Origin of the sequence: Dactylosporangium sp. NBC_01737, assembly GCF_035963215.1 — a bacterium.
Lineage (GTDB): Bacteria > Actinomycetota > Actinomycetes > Mycobacteriales > Micromonosporaceae > Dactylosporangium.
This window is the reverse complement of record NZ_CP109153.1, coordinates 5,016,383-5,037,512: the sequence shown is the minus strand read 5'-3', so window position 1 is coordinate 5,037,512 and position 21,130 is coordinate 5,016,383. Positions and strand designations below refer to the sequence as shown.

At 66.5% G+C, this 21,130-nt stretch carries 17 protein-coding genes and 1 pseudogene; 6 read left to right on the top strand and 12 right to left on the bottom strand.

Features of this window, described 5'->3' with window-relative positions; genetic code table 11:
* The first annotated feature begins 11 nt into the window (after nucleotides 1-11).
* Nucleotides 12-137, top strand: a complete 126-nt coding sequence (locus OHA72_RS22775; RefSeq protein WP_327009800.1) for a hypothetical protein — start codon at nucleotides 12-14, stop codon at nucleotides 135-137.
* Nucleotides 138-369: 232 nt separating this feature from the next.
* Here the strand turns inward: OHA72_RS22775 and OHA72_RS22770 are convergent, their stop codons facing one another.
* The 7 genes and pseudogenes from OHA72_RS22770 to OHA72_RS22740 all read right to left on the bottom strand — a co-directional run bounded on the left by OHA72_RS22770 (nucleotide 370) and on the right by OHA72_RS22740 (nucleotide 7,264).
* Complete coding sequence (locus OHA72_RS22770; protein ID WP_327009799.1) at nucleotides 370-1,224, bottom strand: alpha/beta fold hydrolase; 855 nt, start codon at nucleotides 1,222-1,224, stop codon at nucleotides 370-372.
* Between the two features lie 101 nt (nucleotides 1,225-1,325).
* Complete coding sequence (locus OHA72_RS22765; protein ID WP_327009798.1) at nucleotides 1,326-2,756, bottom strand: MFS transporter; 1,431 nt, start codon at nucleotides 2,754-2,756, stop codon at nucleotides 1,326-1,328.
* A gap of 201 nt (nucleotides 2,757-2,957) precedes the next feature.
* Nucleotides 2,958-4,181: pseudogene (locus OHA72_RS22760) on the bottom strand (RNA polymerase sigma factor).
* On the bottom strand, nucleotides 4,178-4,501 hold the full coding sequence (locus OHA72_RS22755; protein WP_327009797.1) for a YciI family protein: 324 nt from the start codon (nucleotides 4,499-4,501) through the stop codon (nucleotides 4,178-4,180). The pseudogene OHA72_RS22760 and the gene OHA72_RS22755 overlap by 4 nt, the downstream one beginning before the upstream one ends.
* Before the next feature lie 235 nt (nucleotides 4,502-4,736).
* Nucleotides 4,737-5,096: an MmcQ/YjbR family DNA-binding protein gene (locus tag OHA72_RS22750; protein WP_327009796.1), complete on the bottom strand. Its 360-nt coding sequence runs from the start codon at nucleotides 5,094-5,096 to the stop codon at nucleotides 4,737-4,739.
* 165 nt (nucleotides 5,097-5,261) lie between these two features.
* Complete coding sequence (locus tag OHA72_RS22745) at nucleotides 5,262-6,707, bottom strand: MFS transporter (RefSeq protein ID WP_327009795.1); 1,446 nt, start codon at nucleotides 6,705-6,707, stop codon at nucleotides 5,262-5,264.
* Between the two features lie 146 nt (nucleotides 6,708-6,853).
* Nucleotides 6,854-7,264 (bottom strand): organic hydroperoxide resistance protein, encoded by a 411-nt coding sequence (locus OHA72_RS22740; RefSeq protein ID WP_327009794.1) that lies wholly within the window; start codon nucleotides 7,262-7,264, stop codon nucleotides 6,854-6,856.
* 142 nt (nucleotides 7,265-7,406) lie between these two features.
* On the opposite strand from OHA72_RS22740, the gene OHA72_RS22735 reads away from it, so the two are divergent.
* The 3 genes from OHA72_RS22735 to OHA72_RS22725 all read left to right on the top strand — a co-directional run bounded on the left by OHA72_RS22735 (nucleotide 7,407) and on the right by OHA72_RS22725 (nucleotide 10,574).
* Complete coding sequence (locus tag OHA72_RS22735) at nucleotides 7,407-8,321, top strand: AraC family transcriptional regulator (protein ID WP_327009793.1); 915 nt, start codon at nucleotides 7,407-7,409, stop codon at nucleotides 8,319-8,321.
* Nucleotides 8,322-9,591: 1,270 nt separating this feature from the next.
* Nucleotides 9,592-10,083, top strand: coding sequence for a winged helix-turn-helix domain-containing protein (locus tag OHA72_RS22730; protein WP_327009792.1), 492 nt, complete (start codon nucleotides 9,592-9,594; stop codon nucleotides 10,081-10,083).
* Nucleotides 9,984-10,574: an IS630 family transposase gene (locus tag OHA72_RS22725; RefSeq protein WP_327009791.1), complete on the top strand. Its 591-nt coding sequence runs from the start codon at nucleotides 9,984-9,986 to the stop codon at nucleotides 10,572-10,574. The genes OHA72_RS22730 and OHA72_RS22725 overlap by 100 nt, the downstream gene beginning before the upstream one ends.
* Before the next feature lie 65 nt (nucleotides 10,575-10,639).
* Here OHA72_RS22725 and OHA72_RS22720 read toward each other — a convergent pair whose 3' ends face one another.
* Nucleotides 10,640-10,816, bottom strand: a complete 177-nt coding sequence (locus OHA72_RS22720; protein ID WP_327011642.1) for a hypothetical protein — start codon at nucleotides 10,814-10,816, stop codon at nucleotides 10,640-10,642.
* A gap of 313 nt (nucleotides 10,817-11,129) precedes the next feature.
* On the opposite strand from OHA72_RS22720, the gene OHA72_RS22715 reads away from it, so the two are divergent.
* A complete protein-coding gene (locus tag OHA72_RS22715) occupies nucleotides 11,130-11,600 on the top strand; it encodes a hypothetical protein (RefSeq protein WP_327009790.1) in 471 nt (156 codons plus the stop codon).
* A 15-nt stretch (nucleotides 11,601-11,615) separates the two neighbouring features.
* Here the strand turns inward: OHA72_RS22715 and OHA72_RS22710 are convergent, their stop codons facing one another.
* The 4 genes from OHA72_RS22710 to OHA72_RS22695 are packed head-to-tail and all read right to left on the bottom strand — an operon-like array spanning nucleotide 11,616 to nucleotide 18,919.
* Entirely contained in the window at nucleotides 11,616-14,954 is a 3,339-nt protein-coding gene (locus OHA72_RS22710; protein WP_327009789.1) for a WD40 repeat domain-containing protein, read from the bottom strand.
* Entirely contained in the window at nucleotides 14,951-16,708 is a 1,758-nt protein-coding gene (locus OHA72_RS22705; protein WP_327009788.1) for a hypothetical protein, read from the bottom strand. The genes OHA72_RS22710 and OHA72_RS22705 overlap by 4 nt, the downstream gene beginning before the upstream one ends.
* On the bottom strand, nucleotides 16,695-17,738 hold the full coding sequence (locus OHA72_RS22700; protein WP_327009787.1) for a caspase family protein: 1,044 nt from the start codon (nucleotides 17,736-17,738) through the stop codon (nucleotides 16,695-16,697). Before OHA72_RS22700 ends, OHA72_RS22705 begins: the two co-directional genes overlap by 14 nt.
* 20 nt (nucleotides 17,739-17,758) lie before the next feature.
* On the bottom strand, nucleotides 17,759-18,919 hold the full coding sequence (locus OHA72_RS22695) for a hypothetical protein (RefSeq protein ID WP_327009786.1): 1,161 nt from the start codon (nucleotides 18,917-18,919) through the stop codon (nucleotides 17,759-17,761).
* A 246-nt stretch (nucleotides 18,920-19,165) separates the two neighbouring features.
* Between OHA72_RS22695 and OHA72_RS22690 the strand changes: the two genes are divergently transcribed.
* A complete protein-coding gene (locus OHA72_RS22690; protein ID WP_327009785.1) occupies nucleotides 19,166-20,641 on the top strand; it encodes a hypothetical protein in 1,476 nt (491 codons plus the stop codon).
* Nucleotides 20,642-21,130 lie beyond the last annotated feature (489 nt).

Genomic DNA, 21,130 nt, shown 5'->3' with positions numbered 1-21,130 from the left:
TCTCAGCCGGCGTGGACACGCCGTACACGGTGCCGGTGGATCTGCTGCTGCTCTACACCCGCGGCCCGGACCTGCTGGTCGGGTTGCGGCAGGGCGGATACGCGTCCGCGCAGTGGGACACCCCGTCCGTTCACTAGGCAAGTGCCGCTGTCGGATACGACCTGTCGGATTGGACGTCGTCCCTGGCCCCGCTGAACGATCGAGGTTCATATGCCGGGCCCAGCGATCGAGGTGGCCGAACGAGTGCTTTCCAGGCGGCTGTGCGCGGCGAGCAGCGCGCCGCGGCCCCATCATGCGCGGCAGGGCGGAACTCCCACGACGTCTCGAAGCACATCTACCCGAACCCGATCACCAGGACCAGGCCGAAGGTCACAGCGGCCGTCGGGAGGTGTGGCGCAACAGGGCGTCCACGACGGCCGGCCACGTCACGCGCGGCACGCCCTGACCGATGCCGGGCAGAGTGAGCAGCGTGGCGCCCGGGATCTCCGCGGCCAGCGCGACCCCGTTGCCGTGCGGGAAGAACGGGTCCTCGTCCCCGTGCACCACCAGGGTCGGTGCGGTGATCTCGTCGAGCCGTTCGCGCCACCGCGGTCGGCAGTCGATGGCCGCGAACATGCTGCCAAGGTGGCTCGCACGCTGGGCTTTCGCCGTGCGTCGCGCTCGGTCGAAGACCGAGCCGACCGCCGCCTGTACGTCCTGCTCGTCGAATCCCCGCGACCCGGACATCAGCCGTGCGGAGCCGGTCATGTACCCGATCACGCTGTCGCGATCGGTCCAGTCCGGCCTCGTGCGCCCGAACACCTGCGCCATCACCTCTGGCGCGTGGTCGGGCAGGTCAGGATCGACCGGCCCGGGCGCGACCGGACGGGTGGAGATCAGCGTCAGCGACGCGAGCCGGTCGGGGTGATCGAGCGCGAGCAGCTGCGCGATCATACCGCCGACCCCTATCCCGACCACGTGCGTGCGCCCCAGATCCAGCGCCACCACCAGTTCGGACGCGTCGGTCACCAGATCGCGCAGGTCGTAGGTGGGCGCGTCCGGGTCGACAAACGTCGACAGGCCCGCGTCGCGCAGGTCGTAGCGCACCACGTACCGCCCGGCCAGCGCCGTGCACAGCTCCTGCGGCCAGCTCAGCACGGTGATGCCGACCAGCAGTACCGGCGGATCCGCCGGGTCCCCGAAGGTTTCCACGCACAGCTCGACACCGTTGACCTTGATCTGCATGTTCAGCTCCTTCCGATGCATCTGTTGGTACGTATCAGCTCCCGGAAACTCATCGGCCTGATCGAAACCCACCGGCCGAACGAACGCGCGACCGGAATCACTCAATGGCCGGGTTCCTGCGGCGCCTTGCGGGGCATCAGGGCGACGATCGGCAGGCTGAGGGCGGTGACGGCCAGAACGACGATGAGGGCAACGTTCATCGCATGGGCCAGTCCTGAGGTAGCGGCCTGGAAGAAGACCGATGTGACCGCGGCCGAGCCGATCGCTGAAGCGAGTTGCTGGATCGAGCCGAGCGAGCCACTGGCGCTGCCGGCTTCGTCTGGCTGCGCGTCGCCGAGGGCAATGGTGGGGATCGTGGCGAAGCAGAGGCCGGTACCGAGGCCGATGACGACGAACGCCGGTGCGAGGGCCCAGAGGCTGACGTTCGTCCCGGAGTGATCGACGAGGGCCAGGACCCAACCACAACCGACGAGGGTGACGACCAGGCCGATGAAGACGAGCCTGCGACCGAGCTTGGCGACCAGGCCGCCCATGGCGGCGAAACTGGCGGCGATGAGGCCCAGGGTGAGCGGCACCAGGCCGAGCGAGGCGTCCCGCGGGCTGGCGTGCAGTCCCTCCTGCAGGAACAGCGACAGCACGAAGAACAGGCCGGTGCCGGCGGCGAAGACGGCCAGGCCCACGATCATTGCGGAGGTGAAGCCTCGGTTCTTCAACAGCGAGGGCTTGATGAGCGGGTGGGTTGCGGTGCGCTGACGGTAGGCGAAGGCGGCGAAGAACAGGACGCCGACGGCGATCGAGGCGACAGCGACGGCGCTCCAGCCGTTGGTCGAGCCTTCGATCAGGCCGTACAGCAGACCGAGCATGGTGACCGCGAGCAGGCCGGAGCCCCAACCGTCGACGACGGTGGACCGGTCGCCGTCGTCGTCACGCGGCAGGATCTTGACGGCTATGACCAGCCCGACAGCGCCAAGGACGATGTTCGCGAGGAAGATCGGGCGCCAGGACAGGCCGAACAGGTCGGCGTCGATGATGAATCCGGCCAGGACCGGGCCGCCGACGCTGGAGATTCCGAGAACCGGGCCGAACAGCCCGAACGCCTTGGCGAGCATGTCGCGGCTGAACGCTTTGGTCATGATCGCCATGCCTTGCGGGATGAGCAGAGCCCCGAACGCTCCCTGAGTAACCCGGGCGGCGATGAGCAGGGCCGGGTCAGGTGAGAACCCGGCGACCGCTGAGGCCAGCGTGAATCCGCCCATGCCGATCAGGAAGAGCCTGCGTTGGCCGAACTTGTCGCCCAGCCGTCCGCCGATCAGGAGCAGGACACCCATGGCCAGCATGTACGCCGGTCCCAACCACTTGATCAGACTCTCACCGCCGTTGAGCTCGCGGGCGATGGTGGGGGCCGCGATGTTCGTGATGGTCCCATCGATCACGTCGAGGGCGTCGGCAAGCAGCACCAGCCCCAGGATCGCCCACATCCGGCGACTGGAGCGGCGTGTGGTGACTGAGCTCGGCTCCGTCAAGGTGGTCATGAGGAACGTCCTTTCCTTACCCCCGGGCGCCCTCCTGGGCGGCCTCACCTCCACTACGAACACCCCGGGCCCGATCCGACACCGCCTTCAAGATCTTTTCCAGAACGTCGGGCGCGCCCCTCGCCGGTTGCGGGATGCAGCGGCGGGGCGCCCCGGGGGCCGGTCGCCGCTGCGCGGGGTTTCGATCGGGATCCGTGGGCGCTACCGCAGTTGGTCGCGGCGGCGGGTCAGGTAGGCGGTCTCGGCGGTGTTGCCCGCCAGCTCGATGGCTTTGTCGTAGGCCGCGCGCGACTGCTGACTGCGGCCGAGCCGGCGCAGCAGGTCGGCGCGGGTGGCGTGGTAGGCGGCCAGCCTGTTCTCAAGCCGGTTGACGGCTGCCAGTGCCACCTCCGGGCCGTCGAGTTCGGCGAGGGCGATGGCCCGGTTGAGGGCGATGACCGGTGACGGGTCGAGGCGGACGAGTTGGTCGTAGAGGGCGAGGACCTGTGACCAGTCGGTGTCGCGTATGTCGCGGGCGGAGGTGTGCACGGCGTTGATGCGGCGAGGATCTGGTAGCGACCCGGGCCACCCCGGCGGCGGCAGCGGCGAGGCGCTCGTGCACCAGTCGGTGGCCCTCGGCGATCAGGTCCGTGTCCCGGGCCCCACGGTCCTGCTCGTCGAGGGCGACCAGTTCGCCGCCGGCCGAGACCCGGGCGGTGCGGCGGGCCTCGATGAGCAGCATCAGCGCCAGCAGGCCGGCCACCTCACCGTCGTCCGGCAGGAGGGCACGGATCAGGCGGGTGAGCCGGATCGCCTCGGTGGTCAGGTCGTGCCGCACCGGGTCGGTATCGGGGCCGCTGGCCAGGTAGCCCTCGTTGAAGACGAGGAACAGGACGGCGGGTCCGCCGGAGACACGAGCCGGCAGATCGTTCGCGGACGGCAGCCGATACGGGATCCGGGCCGCCTTGATCTTGGCCTTCGCGCGGGTGATCCGCTGCTCCATGGTGGTCCCCTGCACCAGGAAGGCGCGAGCGATCTCGGGCACGGTCAGGCCGCCGACCATGCGCAGCGTCAGCGCCACGCGGGTCTGCATCGCCAGCGCCGGGTGGCAGCAGGTGAAGATCGGCCGGAGCCGGTCGTCGTCGATGGCGCCGGAGGCTCGGGCGGGTCGTCGTCGTAGACCATCTGAGCCTCCCGCTGCTTGTCGTCGCGCTTGTTCTCGCGCCGGATCCGGTCGATGGCCCTGCGAACGGCGGTGGTGGTCAGCCAGGCGCCGGGATTGGGCGGCACGCCGTCGGCCGGCCACCGCTCCACGGCGGTCGCGAACGCCTCGGCCGCCGCTTCCTCGGCGATGTCGAGGTCACCGAAGCGCCTGTTCAGGGCGGCGACCACCGCGGCCCCCTCCTCGTGGTGGGCTCGGGTGACCGCCTCCTCGACGTCGCTCACTGGAACGGCCGCACCTCGATCTTCCGGTCGCAGATCTTCGACGCCTCGGTGGCGAGCTTGAGCGCCACATCCAGATCGGGGGCCTCCCACACCCAGACACCGGCGAGGTACTCCTTCGACTCCACGAAAGGCCCGTCGCTGAACACCGCCTGCTCGCCCCGGTTGTCGATGACGGTGGCCGCGTCGGTGTCCGCGAGTCCGCCCGCGAAAACCCAGTAGCCCTCGGCGATCAGTCGTTCGTTGAACGCGCTGATGGCAGGCTGCCTGTCCGTGCTGCCGGGATTGCTCTTGTCATCGATCACGGAAACCAGGTACTGCATCTGAAGATCATCTCCTGTGGTGCCAAGACGGCGTGGTTCGGTGGTCAGGGCCGAGCGCAACATTGTTTTGCCTCGGCGCCGCCCCTTCTGTGGGGCGGCGTCATCCCTGCAACGAACACCACCGCCCCGATCCGACACCGCGCCCCCGGATATTGCAGAACGACCGTGCGGGCTTCCGGCGATCACAGGAAATGCTCAGCTGAGCGAGCCGCGAGTCGTTCACAGGCAGGGTCCGTCAGACCGGGCCGTTGGGATGCGCGAGATCGTAGGCGCGCGAGAGCTTTTTGGGTACGACCATGCGCCAAGCGTCGACGACGAACTCGCGGGCCTCGGTGGGTTCCAGCGACGCAAGATCTGCGTGGATCCAGTTGAAGCGCAGCTCCGACGCCGAGGGCAGCTGGAATTTGTGTGGATCCCCCCCGACGAGCGCTGCCCGCTCCTCCTTCGGGAAGGCGAAACCCATCACGCTCTCGTCGAGGGAGAACGCCGCGTAGACAATCTGACCGACGCGGAACTTCAACCGCCCACGCACGTACGCATGGTAGGAGCGCTCCAACTCTGTGCCCAGCATTCGAACGTCGTCGACTACCGCCATGTTCAGTCCTTCCGGTATGGCGCCGGGCAGGCAGCCTGTCCGCACACGGTCCCGCTTCGGAGCATCGCCAGCCAAGTCACCGTATGCCGAGAACCCGAGGGCGGTGTAGAAGATGTGCGATACGGATCGGTCCGCGATCGGCAGCTTGAGTACTGATTTGGGAGGTCAAGAAGTCGGGTCTTTCGTGCGATTGGCGAGGATTCCCGTAGCGGCGAGCAGTGTGATCGCGGTGGAGACTGCGGTGATCGTCCACAGGCCGGCGCGATAGCTGCCCAGCCCGCCGTCGGCGTTCGTGGTGAAGGCGGTGGTGATCGCTGCGAGGACGATCCCGGCCCCGACCTGGCTGGCGGCGTTGAACAGGCCGGCAGCCAGGCCCTGCTCATCTTGGCGGGCACCTCCGACTGCAGCGATGTTGAGCGCCGTGTAGGCGGCGGCGAAGCCGATGCCGCCGAGGACCTGCTGCACGAGAAGGATCAGCATCGTGCTGGTGTGGCCGATGAGCAGTGCCCAGGTGAGGTAGCCCACGCCGAGCGTGAGCAGGCCGAGCGTCGCCACCGGCCAGGGGCCATATCTCGTGACGGCGACGGCGGCGTATCGCGCCGTCGCCCCGGTGAGCACAGCGCCGAGCAGGAACGCCAGTCCGGCCTGCAGGGGCGACCAGTCCAGCTGGTCCTGGTAGTAGAGCGTGAGGACGAACTGGAAGCCGACGTAGGCGCCGAACATCAGGATGCAGAGGTTGGCCCGCACGAGTTGGGGGCGGGTGAAGATGGCGAGCGGGATCAACGGGTTCGGGTGTGCCCGTTCGACCAGGACGAACACCGCCAGCAGCGCGGCCGCGGCCACCAATGGGCCGATGACCGTGATATCGGCCCAACCGACGGCCGCGGCACGGCTGATCCCGTAGACGAGCGCGATGGCGCCGCCCGTCACCAGGACCGCGCCGACGACGTCGATCCGCTGCCGGTTCTGCTGCCGGGCGGAGCCGCCCGGCACCGCAACGATGGCCAGGGCGACGACGATGACGGCGGCCGCCGCAGGGAGGAACAGCACAAGCCGCCAGGTGACGCCGGCGAGGATGCCGCCGAGGACCAGACCGAGCGAGTAACCGACCGTGGTGACGGCAAGGAACGTGCCGAGGGCGCGGTTGCGTGCCTTCTCGTCACGGAAGGCGTCAAGGAGGATGGCCATCGCCACCGGGGCGGTGAATCCCGCGCTGACGCCTTTGACAAGCCGCGCGACCACGAGAACGTCTGTCCCGTCGGCCAGGCCGCCGGCGAGACTGGCGATCGCGAACACGAACAGCCAGCCGATCAGCAGCTTTCTACGGTCGAAGAGGTCCGCCAGCCGACCACCCAGCAGCAGGGTGCTGCCGAAGCCGAGCGTGTAGGCACTCACCACCCATTGCAGGGCGTCCGGCGTCATGCCCAGTTCCCGCTGGATCTGCGGTAGGGCGGGACCCATGGTCGCGATGTCCATCGCGTCGAGGAACTGCGCCGCGCACACGACGAACAGCAGCAGCGCGGCCTTTCTGGCGCGTCCGCCCATGGCGGCGTCAACGCCGGTCCCGCCGGGATCCAGCGTGGAGGCGGACGACGTGAAGGTCTCTGTCATGCTCATGCTCCGACTCGGGTTGTTCGCCCAGATGTGTAGGACAACCGGGAATACGCCGCCACCTGGTCGCGAACTCCGGCCGCCGGGGACCGCGTTCAGCGCGGTGAGCGGTGTTCGCGATCCAGGGGGCGGTCTGCGGGCGATGGTTACTCGGCGAGCAACTCGACCGGGATGTTGCCGCGCGTGGCGTTGGAATACGGACAGACCTGATGGGTGGCCTCGATGAGCTCACGACCCGCTTCCCGGGGCAGGCTCTGCGGCAGCTTCGTCCGCAAGGCCACTTCGAGCTTGAAGCCGCCCTGGCCGTTGGGGACGAGGCCGACCTCGGCGGTGACCGACATGCCCGAGACGTCGATCTGCTGCTGTTGCGCCACCAGCTGCATGGAGGTGGCGAAGCAGGCCGCGTAGCCCGCCGCGAAGAGCTGCTCGGGGTTGGTGCCGTCGCCGGTCCCGCCCAGCTCCTTCTGCAGGGCCAGGTCAACGTTCAACTTGCCGTCGGAACTGAAGGCGCGGCCGTCGCGGCCGGTCGCGGTCGCCGTCGCGGTGTAGAGGCTCATATCGTGTCCTTCTGATAGACCGATCAGTGATCTGGTTGACTCACTCAGCCTACGAAGATCAGCAGCCGCTACCCATGGCTCTCCGTCTCCGCTTCATATCCGATCGTCTTGCTGCACGCCCGTCGAGCGATACGATCTGGCGATGGACGTTCTCAGCGATGCGATCGGTGTCATGCGCCTCGGGCGCCCGCATTCCACCGAGATCCGCAAGCACGCTCCATGGGCAGTGCGGGCCGAGCCGTTCTCCGGAGCCGGCTTCCACGTTGTCCTGGAGGGGACATGCTGGCTGATCCCGCCGGAGGGCGCCGCGATCGCCATGAGCGTGGGTGATGTGGTGTGCCTGCCGCACGGCTGCGGGCACGCTCTGGTCGACAGCCCGGCGACGCCCCTGGCCGACGCACCCTCAGCCTCGCTGCTGAACCTGACACCAAGCGACGACGACGGCGAGCGGGCCACAACGATCCTGCTGTGCGGCGCGTACACACTCGACCAGACCCGGCCACATCCACTGTTCGAGGAACTGCCCGAGGTCATCCACCTACCGGCACGGCTCGGCCACCGCACGCCGCTGCATGCCGCCGTCAACCTGCTCGGCGACGAGATCGCCAACCCCGACCACGGCACCGAAGCGGTCGTGTCGGCCCTGCTGGACATCATGCTGCTCTACATCCTGCGAGCCTGGCTCGACGAGCAGACCGAGGACGGCCCGGCCACCGGGTGGGCCGCCACGCTGCGCGACCCGGCGATCACAGCAGCGCTGCGACATATCCACCAGGACCCCGCCGGGCAGTGGACAGTCGAAACGCTCGGCGCGACAGCCGGACTGTCACGGGCTGCGTTCTCCCGCCGGTTCACCGCACTGGTCGGCACACCACCGCTGGGCTACCTGACCTGGTGGCGAATGACCCTCGCGGCGCAACTACTCCGCGACACCGACAAACCAGTACAAGCCGTCGGGCAACGCACCGGCTACACCTCCGAATTCGCCTTCGCCAAAGCATTCAAACGAGAGCACGGCCTGGCCCCCGGCCGCTACCGGCAGCAATCGCGGAGATAGTCCGGTCAGCACGCCGTAACGGCGAGGCCCTCCTGTGAGACGCCCATCCCGATCTGCCACGAATCGTATGTCGGCCGCCCACATACGAGGCAACCGAAAGTAGCCGACAGGGCAAGGGGTTCGGGACCCTCTGCACCGTCCGGCCGGGCGGCGGCCGGCAGCATCCAGTACCGACCCGACCTGATCGACGGATTCCTGCGCTGGCGAGTCGTACACCACCTCCGTGGACGCGACCCTATCCGACTCCTTGACACGCAACCGAGCGGTCGGCGAAACCCAGCAGGGCCGATCCCCGGCGCGCGCATCCGGCGACCGCAGATCGTCGACCAGCCCTTCCGAGCGTCGGCGCTCCCTGCCCTCGGTAACAAGGACGCGCGTCAGACTGGCCCGCCTACGCCTGAGTCAAGGACGCACTCCCAGGAAAGATCACCGTACGGACGTTCGTGTCAAAGATGTGTCGTGATCATCCACAGTGGACATCTGGGTTGAGCCGGATGCAACCGCCCGAGTCAAGGTGTCGATCGCGTGGCGCCACGACAGCTGACGTTCGCATAATGCCCGCTCAATCGCAGTTCCAGGTCGATCGTCGACAGGCTACCTCGGACCCCTTGACTCTGTCCGACGCGACGACAGGAGGATCATCGAGCACTCCGTGCAGGCACTTACGACACAAACCGTACGGTCATACGGGCAAAATCGCGTGTCATGACAGGATCAGAACATCGAACCTGGTCAAACAAAAAGGCCAGCTGAGCTGGCCTTTAACAAAGTCGGGACGGCGGGATTCGAACCCACGACCCCTTGACCCCCAGGCTTGCAAAGGCTCCACTGTGGAGTATCGGCTCATGTCGGCCGGTGTTCCCACATCCAAGTGACCTCCCCATATTAGCACTGCTGCGTGTTGGCCCGTGCTGCGTCATGTTTCCGTGTCCGCCTGGAGTTGATCTCCGCTGTGAGCGCATTGTTAGCGCGCTCCAATCAAGTGCCGTTCCTGATGCTGCGTCCACCGACCTTTAACCCAGCCGCCCCCAACGCCGACCGTATCGTCCTGACGGCAGCAGATGCTCAGCATCGAGCGTGTCGGTGCCCGCCGTCAGAAGGCCGGCCGCTGAGTCGAGGAGCTGACTAAAGATCTTTCGGGTTTTGGGTGAGTCGTTGCCGGTCGATCGGGTTGGTGGGTAAGACAATCAGGGGCATGTCTGCCGCAACCCGGTCGTCCGGTCCGCGCCGTGGTGTCGTTCGTGACGCGGATGCGTTGCGGGAGCAGCGGATGCGAGCGGTGGACATGTTCGAAGCCGGCTGCCGGCAGGTCGATGTGGCCAACGAGCTGGGTGTCACGGCGCAGGCCGCGTCGCGGTGGTACCACCGTTGGCGGGCAGGTGGCCGGGAGGCGTTGGTCGGTGCGGCGCGGCTGGGACGCAGGTCGCGGCTGTCCGACGAGCAGATCGGGCAGGTGGAGTCGGCGTTGCTGGCCGGGCCGAAAGCCCACGGCTTTACCACCGACATGTGGACCCTGGCCCGGGTCGCCGACGTGATCGAGCGGGTGGCCGGTGTGCGGTACTCGCCGACGCAGACCTGGCAGATCCTGCGGCAACGCCTCGGCTGGACCCGGCAGCGGCCGGCCCGACGCGCCGTCGAGCGTGACGACGCAGCGATCGAGGCATGGGTCAAACAGGACTGGCCGAGGATCAAAAGGGGGCACGACGGCGCGGCGCCTGGATCTGCTTCCAGGACGAAAGCGGATTCTCCCTCCTGCCCGTAGTCCGCGGCACCTGGGCGCCGCGCGGTCAGACACCCGTGCTGCGGCACCGGTTTTCCTGGACCCGTATGTCGATGGCCGGCGTGCTGGCCTACCGGCCCGACCGCTCCCGCGCCAAACTGATCTTCCAAACGAAGGCCGGCAGTTACAACACCGACAGCCTGATCGAGTTCCTCGCCCAGCTGCGCCGGCACCTACGCGGCAAACCCATCGTGCTGATCTGGGACGGGCTGTCCGCACACCGATCCAAAGCCATGAAAGCCTGGCTCGCCAGCCAGCAGCACTGGCTGACCGTCGAGGCACTGCCCGGCTACGCCCACGACCTCAACCCCATGGAACTGGTCTGGGGCAACCTCAAAAACACCGAACTGGCCAACCTGTGCCCCGACATCCTCGACGACGCCGCCACCGCCGCCCACACCGGCCTGCACCGCATCGGCAGCAGCTACCAACTGTGCTTCAACTTCCTCGACCACACCGGCCTGCGTCTGTGACCATCACCCAAATACCGAAAGATCTTTAATTGGCTTCGTCGGGTGCGACCAGGCCGACGATTTGGTCAGCGGCCTGCCGGCGGCGCGCCGGGCTGACCCGGGCGTAGTAGCGTATCAACGTTCCAGGATCGTGACCGAGCCGCTCCGCCATCTTGGGGATGCCGTACCCCAGAGTCGAGCAGATGGGTGGCGAGGAGGTGCCGGACCTGGTGCGGGCCGATCGCACGAACCCCAGCCTCCACAGCGAGCCGGTTGAACCGGCCGGTCACATTATCCGGCCGCAGCGGCTGACCAACACGACCAGTGACGTGATCTCAGCAAGATTGGGTGTCCCCCGGGCGGTTCCAATGGATTCCCGACGCGGCCGTACGGTGATGATCGGATCAAGCTCTTGGGCCGGCTCTGCGGCCGCGAGGTAGTCCATCACCGATGTCTATCGCCATGCCGGCCAGCCCTATGAATAGTCTAAACTGCACCTGCTCGCTGACGCTCGGTGTCCGCACATACCGGGACGACACGTGCAGCGTCCTCGGAATGCGGCGGAGGGAACCGAAGTTGCTCGACGGTGAACAGCAGGTCCACGTACAGGTCGCGCTTGACCCTGACGACGCGGAGCAGGTCGCCGCATGGATGACCGAGCACGGGGCGTCCGACGTGGACACCTTCGAGCGCCGATCGTTCGATCTGGACACGGCGACGCTGATCGTCACCGGAGTGCTCGGCGGGTCGGCGATCGTCGCTGCGATGCTGAGCTGGCTAAGGCGGCAGACACGATCCCTGCTCATCATCGACGTACGCGGCGGCAAGGTGGTTACCCGGCGGGACAGCCGGGAGCGGTCAGGACGAACGATCATCATCGCCGACGACAGCACCGCCGTCGAGGTCTTGGAGCCCGGTGAGCTGTTGGACCTCAACGCGTTGGCGCAGGCAGCCGTTGAGAAAGGGGTCGAGGCCGCAGTCGGTCTCGCGCTTGAGGCCGGCGGGCAGGCGCAGGTCGTGCAGCCTCCCTCCGCCGGGGCCGGGTGACATTCAGCTTCGCTACTACCCGCAGAGACTCCGGTGGGCGATCCGAGGGTCCCCCACCCACTGCGACCATTCGCCCACTGTGACGTCACGGCCAGCGAGGGTGCACAGCTGGTCGCGCCATGCGTCGGGCTGCACCAGCCACAGATTAATCTGCGCGGGACGGGGCCGTTTCTCGGCCACGCGGTCGGACGCGGCGGCGAGCAGTCGTCCACTGGGATCCCATGCCGGTTTGACGTTAGGGACACCGTCCCGGTCGATGAAACGCATGGCGTCGGACCGCGCTGCCGCAGGGTCGATCACGACGACCTGCCCGTCGGCAAGGGTAACTGCCACCAGGCCGTCCGGGCCACCACCGGCGAGCCCTGTCGGTGCCTGCCCGACGTCCACCTTCTTGTCCGTCCGCTCCGTAAAGGGATACCGGGACCAGACTCGGACGATGTTGTCGGTGGACGCCGTCACGAACTCGTTCCCTGAGGTGAAGGCAAGGTCCGTCACTGTGCTTACCGCGTCGAGCGGCGGGTGCGCGTTCGTTTCGAGGTCGACCACGGTGAACCTGCTCCCCTTCGTGGCGTCGGCAGTCCGCGTCGATGCAAGGAGTGCGATTTCCCCCGACTGGTCCACATCCAGTGGCCCGTCGAGCGCAAAGTCGAGGTTGCGGTTGTCGACGGCGGGGAACCTGTCCTTGAGCGTCCAGCCGGAGGTCTTCCAGATTGCGGTCTGGTTCTGATTGTTCCGCGCAACGAGCAGGTTGGACTGGGCGGCCAGTCGGATCCTGTCGACCCGGGCGTTGGCTTCGGAGCCAAACTGCAGTCGCGCGAGCGGTTCTCTGGTCCGTGCGTCCCAGACTAGGAGGATGCCGCCGTCCACGCCGCGGCCGGCCGCGACCACGAACCGGTCGTCGACGGCGATGTCCTGCACAGTGAAGCCACGGCGAGACTCGGGCCACTGCGGGTTGGGCAGGAATACGCCGCGCTGCGGCATGCCGGTCACGGCTGGATCGAGCAGTCGTAGGTGCCCTACCCTGCCAGCTTCGTCCGGCGGATCGGTGACGAGGAGCATTCCCCGCCGGTCGAACGCGAAAGCCGCCGCTGCCTGCACGGGTGGGAGGTTGAGCCGCCGGGTTGCTGGATCGAGGATCGAGATCGAACCGTCGTCGTGGGCGGCTGCGGTCGTGAGGTGGGACGATTGCAGGACCGCGAACTGGCTGACGGGTCCTCCCCGCGGCTGGATGTCGTCGGCGGCAATGTGTGGGCTGCCGGTGTCCGTCAGCGTTGTGAATGCCACTCCGCCGACGGTGGCGACCACCAGTGCGTCGCCGGCCTCGTCGAACGAGATACCAACAACCTCGTTCTGCAGGCCGACAAGCTGGCTGCTGCGGACGTTGCCGGTGGCGTCCACACTGAGTACGAGCACGCCGGACTCGGTGCCGACCGCAACGGTCGTGGCCCCCCGTAATGTCCTGGTTGCTACCGCAGTGACCCGCACTGCGGAGGTGAACATCAGGCGTGCGGTCCAGCTCAACAGATCGACCGTGTAGATCTCACCGGTGTCAGTGGCGACGACCACGTCTCGTTCCGCTCCGCTCACGGCGCTGGCGGCGCGGACACGGACGTTCCCCGCTCGCCGTGCGGCTGCCGGCAGCATCTCGGTGAGTGACTGCTCACGCAGTCCGGTCGGATTGGCGCCGGTCACGTCCCAAGCACGGACCTGGCCAAGACTGGTCACCTCGTAGAGCAGCCTGCCCGAGTTGGCATAGCCGAGGCCGGCGATCTCCAGTCCTTGCTGCCCGTCGCCCTGCCCGACCTGGTCCGGTGGGGTCATGGTGCCGCTCGACTCGTCAAACCTCCACTGGTAGACGGTGCCTACGGCGTCAACACCGGCCAGGAGCGGGCCACCGGGCTGCCTAGCCAGCGCTTGAATATTCGTAGCTTTCGTAGAGGTGATCTGCGTAGCGCTGGCGGGGTCCCAGACTCGAATCGTTCGGTCGTCGCCCGCGGTGAACAACCGTCTTCCGTCCGTGTCGGCGGCCATCGCCGTGATCCGGCCGCGGTGCGCGGGGAATCTGCGGCCGACAAGCGAGTTGTCGATGGACACCTTGAGCATGGCCTCCCGGGACCGGGGCGTCTGTGCGACGGTGTAGGCCGCGATCGCCTGCAATGCGGCGGTCTGCGGGTCGGACGTGCTCGCCGCAATGGCGCGGTTCGCGAGCCGCTCCGAGGCACTGTTCAGGTCGACGACCGGCGGACGGTTCGCAAGAAACGCCGCCGTACCGCCGCCGCCGACCAGAACACCGAGAACCGTGAGCAGGGTGAGGTAGAAGTAGGGGTTGCTTCTGCGGGTCCTGGCAATGACCTCGTCGAGGTTTCGTGCACGAAGCACCTGGTCGAGTTTCTCCCCGAGGAACTCCGCGTCCTGCGGTACCACGAGTTTGAGGTTGTTGCGGACAGCGGCCGTCACCTTCTGTGTGTAGCCACCGACGTCCCCCAAGCGACGGTCGTGATCCAGAGAACCTGTCACCGTGTAGCCGGTGTCGAGTCTGCGCAGCCGGGCCGCGCCCCACCAGCGGGTGCTGGTGTCGACCTCATGGAGTCCTAGCCCGAACGCGGCGCTCAAGGACGGGCCTTTGATCTCAGTCTGCGCTCGGTCGTTGACGATAATCGACCAGAGCACGCACATCTTGCGCCTGCTCGCAGTGCTGGTCTTCCACGGAGCGTCGAGCGCCGCGGCGAACGCGTCGTCGAGTAGGAACACTGACCGTAGAGGATGGGGGTACAGACCGACGGGACCACCCGGTACCACATCGAGTCGCAGTATTGCGTGGACGCCTTCCGTGCCCTGTTTGAACACCACTGGCAGCTCGACGCGACCGCGGTGACCGGTCCTGGCCGCGCCACTGAGGTGGATGGCGAGGAGGGCGGCGTATCCGCCTGCCGCACCCAGGTTGAGGTCGTGGAGGCGCTGCAGAACCGAACCGAGCGCCGAGGCAACTGCCTCTGGTGCGTCGAACCCCATCGTGGCCGTGATCATGACTGTTTCTAGTTTGGGCAGCGGTGCGTAGCGTCCGAGCGCGTCGGCGGCCGATCTGAGCAGGTCGTCGCTGCCCGCCGGGCGGCTCACCGCCTCCGCGATGTGCAACACCGCCGCGGCGACCGCGAGACGGTCGTCGTCTCCGTCGCCTCGTTGTCGCGTCAGCGCCTGCGCGGCGTGACTGTCGGGCGCAAGCATCTCCGGCAGCCTCTCCGGGTGCTGGTGCAGCGCCTCGGCACACTCGGCGACCCATCCCTGCGGACTGGTCGTCAGCCGAAGCCGAAGGGTTCCAAGATCCCGCTGGCCGATGGGAGGAATCGTTGTCATTCCTGCAACGCGTCCGCAACAGCAGTCCGGATGGGGTCATCGGCCGGTCGGGTTTGGGTCACTTCCTGCCATCGCTCCGTCGTGGGGTTGTCTCCATCGAAGGTGGTGGCGTGGACCGACCGGGTGACTAGGTCCGTGTCGAGGTCGTCCAGCTCGCTGTGGTCGACAACGCCGATCATGCCGAGTCTAATGTCGTCCCCGCGCATCGGGACATATAGCTCAGAGATGGCCCCGCCGGTCCGGTCCTCGTTGAACAGCAGCAGGTATTCGGTCGTCTCGACCCCACTGCCGACGGACAAGTGTAGGGCATTCGCCAGCCAGCCGAGATCTTCTGTTTCAATGGTGAGGGCGACGATGCCGGCGGCGGTCCACTCGTCCACCGTGATGGTCATGCGGTACTCCGACAGCACCCACGTGTGTGAGAAGCGCTGGCCGTCAACGGGTGCCGCGCTGAGCGCGATGGACGCGACATCGAGCCACACGACGGCTTGTACATCATGCGGCAACGAGGTACGGCTGATTGAGGGTTCAGACGTATGATAATGGCCGCGGACACGGCGGACCATGGCCAGGGGCAACGCCAACGAGCGCGCAAGTCCGGTGTCGTCCATCGGTCCGGCACCGTTCCGTTCGCTGCGTGCGATACGGTCGCGAACGACACCCAGCGGGTCGTCGAGCTGCTCCCACGCAGTCCACGGACCGCAGCTGACCGCACTGACGATCGCGGTCTCTGCAAGTGAGTGGCGTGGCAGGAGCCGACGGTTGTGCGCCGCTGCCGACACGAGAGCGCGGTACCCCAGGGCGTACATCGGTGGCACGCTCGGCATCCGCAGCGGCACCGGACCTATCCCCCGCAGCCGGCTGAGGACCACGACGTCAGGATGGTCCGGCAGTAGTCGCCGCAGGCGGTCGACGACATCGTCGACCTGCTCGTCGGTCAAATCCGCAAGCGCGGCATAGCAGGCTGCGAGTAGGAGCATCGGATTGTCGTCGGTAAGGGAGGCGACCGCGGCGAGCACAGTGCGCTGCAGCTGAGTGCCGGTACGCAGCGCCGAGTTCACCACCTCGAGTGCGAGGTCGGCGTGCCGGTTCGGCTGCCACGGACTGCCGGCCGGGTGGTAGTAGACAGAGGTAGTTAGGGGATCAACGCGGCCGTCCCGAATGCCGGCAAAGATCAACGTCTGCCACTCCGTTGGGCACCAGATCGGTACCTCGAGCGGCGCGGCGCGGCCAGTATCGAACCGCACCGTTGCCGCGCCGGTTACGGCTTCGTACGCCGAGCCGTTGCATCCATCGCCTTCCACCGTTGCGACGGGGCGCAGTTCCTCACCATGGGCCGCGAGGGTGGGCGCCATGCAGTCCCGACCTGCATCTTCGGACATCCAGTCTCGGACCAACACAAGCACGGCGCCACTGGTACCTGCTACTGTGGTGGATAGTCTGGTGGCCACATCGGCATGTGCCGCACTGCTGTTGCTCGTATCATCGAGCGGAGCCACCGAGGCTGGCCGCAGATCGAGCGCATGCTGCGTGTACGACTCGTCGGCGCGCACGACGAATGTGTCCTGCCAAGCAGTACTGCCCGCGTCGGCGGCAAGGTGGTAGATCCCCGGGCGCACCACGGTATGCAGCCCACCAAATGACTCCGCGACGGTGCGGAACCACGCATCCGAAAGCCGCAGGCGCACCGTGGCTGTCTTCGCGTCAACATCGACACGGCCGTGCGGTGCCGGCTCTGGTTCAGCAGGAAACATCGGTCGCTCCGTTGACGGTGAACACCGAGCCGGATCGACCGTCTTGTGCCACAAGTTGATAGCGAGCTTGCGGTAGGTGTAGTTCAACGGTCGGGTCCGGGCCCTTAACCCGGCCAGCCGTCTCGAGATTGCCGTCCAGGATGAGCAGTTCCACACCGACGTCGGCGCGATGGAACCGCACTGGGAATTCGCTTCGCGAACGGCGGCCGAACACGATCGGGTCGGTCATCGTGCCAATCATCTCCGGGATCTGCCGCATGCCCGGTCGGCTCCTGGCGACGAGGTCGCATTCCAGAAACGGGGCCAGTTGCACGGCGCTGATCAGTCCGGTCTCCGGGTCGGCCGCGTCACCACGAAGCGCCCTGAGCAGCGACGCAGTGAACCAACCACGACTTTCACCCGAGTCTTTCCGCCGGACGACGGCGAACGCCGGGTCGCCGGCCGTAGCCGCAAATCCGACCAGGGTCTTCACCGGTTTTCGCACGCCTTGCTTCAGGTGCCATGTCGGTTCTCCGGCAGGCACGGTGATGGCAAAGTCGCGGCAACAGTCCATGAACACGACGATCTCGTGGAATTCGGTGGCCGCACGCAGCCGCTCGACATACCGCTCGACCTCGATGTTCGCGCCTGGCAGGTTGGCTGTCGCCTCCGCTGTCAGCAACGCTCCGCGGCCACCGAACGGCAGAAAGCCATGCCCGGCGAGATAGACATAGATCCGGGTTTGTTTCCAAAGGTCCGGACGCTGCCGTACCACGATTGCGGCACGTTGTTCCAGTTCCTGGATTGCATGGTCGATGTGGACCTTCATAGGGCGGGCGTTGAACGGGTCGTCCAGCGGCGCCTCGTCGCCCGTCGCCTCCACCTTCCGGACGTTGTCCGGGTGCAAGCCACCACCGTCGACGGCAACGAGCCACTCAGCGAACCGCTGGGCGTCCTGCCGGGCAGACCGCAGGTCCGTCAACCCTGGGTAGCGGTTGATGCCCACGACAACCGCCATGTGCAGCGGGTTCGGTACATCGGGCAACTGCACCCGCGCAGGATGGTGGGATTTCACGAAACGTCCGGAGCGATCGATACGCTGGCACCGTCGGAGCTCGCGTCGACCTTAGTGGATCGTCCGCCCCGCACGACGTTCACGGCATTCTTCTCGTCGATCGACACCAGCGTCCCATCCGCCGCCGACAACACCACGTACGACCGGATGTCGCCCACGCGAGTCCAACGGTTCCCGTCGAGCCGCCAGTCACCACGTTTGTCGACCGGCTGCTCCGGCGGTGACTTGCTCTTGTCACAGCGCCACGACTGCATCATCGCGTGGAGTGATCCATCAGCTGCCCACCACAGTCCCTGCACACCGAGACCGCCGGCCGCCCCGCTTCCGCTGGCCAGCGGAGGCCCGGCGGCGGAGGCGTCGGTGACCGTCGCTTGGCCGGTTGCCGGGTCGACCAGCCACACGTCGTCGGTTCTCTGGCAGGGCACGTCCCATGGAGTTACAGCAAAGGCGAGCCGGGGGCCTTGATAGGCCGTCCGGCGGGCATAGATCGCCGGCCCCGGCACCTTAGCGCTGGGATATGCAGAGTTCTGGGTCGCGCCGTCCCAACTGATGTAGTAGAGCAGCTGCTTTTTCGAATCAGGCGCGGCCACAGCATGCAGGTACACGACCGCCTGGTTGGGAACCTCGCCGATGAGCTCGAGTCGGCCCTCTGTCTGCGGCAGGCCGGTCTTGAGCGCTACCGGATTCTGCTGGACGTCAAGGTCCAGACGGAGCAGCTTGCCGCTGTATGTGGCTATGAGAATCTTGGCGTTGCCCACCGCGGCAATCGCATTGCATCCCTCGCAGTCGATCTTGCGAACTTTACCGGTCGCAGCCTCGATCACGGTCAGCCACTGCTCACCCGAGTCCAGGGAAGGGGTGGCCAGCGCAAAGCGCCCGTCTTGTGTCCAATAGGTCCCGCGGACATCGAAATGCCCCTTCACGCTCTTGGTGATCTTCGTGTCGTGCACCACTGAGAAGGCCCCGGGCCGGACGATGGCAAACCACAGGTCGACGGGCGCAACAGAGGGCGCAATCGGCGACGGCGACGAACTGACCGACGGCGTGTTGCGTGCGGGTTCCGGACTGGCCGCGGTGCCCGTTTTTCCGGAGGTGCAGCCGCTTCCGGCCAAAACCATGATCAGTATCGCGACGAGTAGGGTCTCTCTGCGCTGCACACAGCCTCCAGATCCGTACCGTGCCCGCATAACCGCCTGATCCTGGCAGAGCCAATGACCGACACCTATCACATCTTCATGCGGATGCTGCCGTGAGATCGACAGACAGCCTCGACGTCCGGCGCCGTCCACTGCCCGGTCGGTCACTGAGGTTCACCGATGCAGTGGAACCCAGTTGCGGGGACGCGACGATGTCCACTGGTAAGTTCGCCGTATTCAAGCGAGGTCGATGTGCAGGAGTCCACAGTGTACCGGATACGCCGCACGACACTCGTAAAGGTCGCCGCGGGAACGATTGTCGGCGCAGCCCTGGCGGCGGCAGGCATCGTATGGGTGGCTTGGCGCAGCGACGATGATCCAGGGCATGAGCAGGGACCGTTGTTCGCCTACATCACTAACACCCGGCTGCGACTCATGCACGGAACACAACAACTCGGCGCCTATGATGCCGACTTCGCATTTCCCGCCGAATCCGCGGAACGTGTCATGAGTGTGCAGTTCACAACGGACAACCGGTTTGCGTTCGCCGTCGCGCAGCGCGAGACAGACGCCTTTGTCGTCAGCATCGCCGTGTCAGACGGAACGGCCAAGACAATTCCCTGCCAGTGCTCAACTGTCGTCCCAGTCGGTGGCTCCGATGTCGCGTGGCTCGACGAGCACAACCTCAGACACGTCGTCAACGTCGGCAACGGTGAAGCGACCCGAGAACCGGCGCCCGTGGAGGGCAAGAACCAGTACACGGATCCGTCCCTGCTGACCGGCGGAGCCGGATTCGTCCTCATTGCCCACAAGCAAGCCCGCGACGCCGACCTCGACCACGTCGAACACCACACGCTCATCGGCGCCGACGGCGCCATAAAGGACGCAGGCACCTCCGTCTGGGCCGTCCGCAGCGCAACCAGCGTAAAAGCCGACCGGATTGCCGTCGTCGCCGACTGGACCGACAATATCTGCGCCGCGGAGCAGTCCGTCTCGCTCATCGACACGGCGACCGGCATCCGGACATCGACCGAATTCACAGCCCTCGGAACGCGCCGCTTCCGGCAGTACGACGGAAGGTTCATCGACGACGTGTGGTGGACGTCAGATGGCGATCTCTACGCGACCGTCCGCACCTACGTCTGCCGGCAACTTCCGGACAGCAACGACATCGACTTCACCACCGTCGTACCACCAAGTCTTTGGCACCTCGAGGGAACCACCTGGAGCCCTGTCGCCGACAACGACGGCCAGGTCATGCGACAGCTCGGCCCCAGCAGCTCACTGCACCTCCGTGACGACGCCGACCACCAGGAAGACCCGGTCGGCGGCACGCTGACGTTGCGCACAGGCAACCGTGCCTCCCAGGTGGACGATCACGCTGCCGCCTTCGCCGCGCCGGCTTACCACGCGATCCCCGGCAGACCGTCGCGCAAGCGGCCGAACCTTGGCATCCCGCCCTGCAAACGGGATGCCCTGCCGATCGGACAGCGGAAAGCAAACGTATCGACGCTCGCCTGCCACGGCGTGCTGGCCTACGGCGTACTGCAGGGCGAAGACGTCGGGGCACTAGGCTCGCAGAGCATTCTCTGGGTTGCCCGAGCGGGTACTTGGCAGGAGTTGGCGAGCGGTACCGCCACGGACGGCCAGATCTCTGCTTGCGATTTGCAGGACGTAAACGTCGACCCGGCCGAGGTGGCCGAAGAGATACCCGAATGGGGCGGCTCCACCGTCTGCATCTGAGATCAGACGTCAAACTTTGTCGGCCAACAACCGGCGGGCCGTCATGGACGCGATGGCCGATCTGGTGCGGTTCGATCGGGCGCACTCCAGCGCTGGCGGCGAGCCGGCCGGTGACGTTGTCCGACCACAGTGTTGGCCGGGGCGACCGGTGAACATCTACCGCGAACGGAACGCCAACGGATGGCACCCCGCGACACAGACAGCACTTGATTTTGCGTCAAGTGCGACGTGCCCAAAAGGGACCAATCCAGCGTTCACGAGGGCGCTCTGCCCGGTTTTAACCGAATTGCTGTTAGCGCATCCGTTAGCGCGCGCTAACAGGAACTGTCCAATGTGTACATCATGAGCTTGAATATTCCCAGCTCACACTGTCGGGACGGCGGGATTCGAACCCACGACCCCTTGACCCCCAGGCTCGTAACGACTCTGCTACTGAGTGTTGCCCGATGCCGGTCTATGCCCTCACGTCTTTCTGACCTCTTCATACTA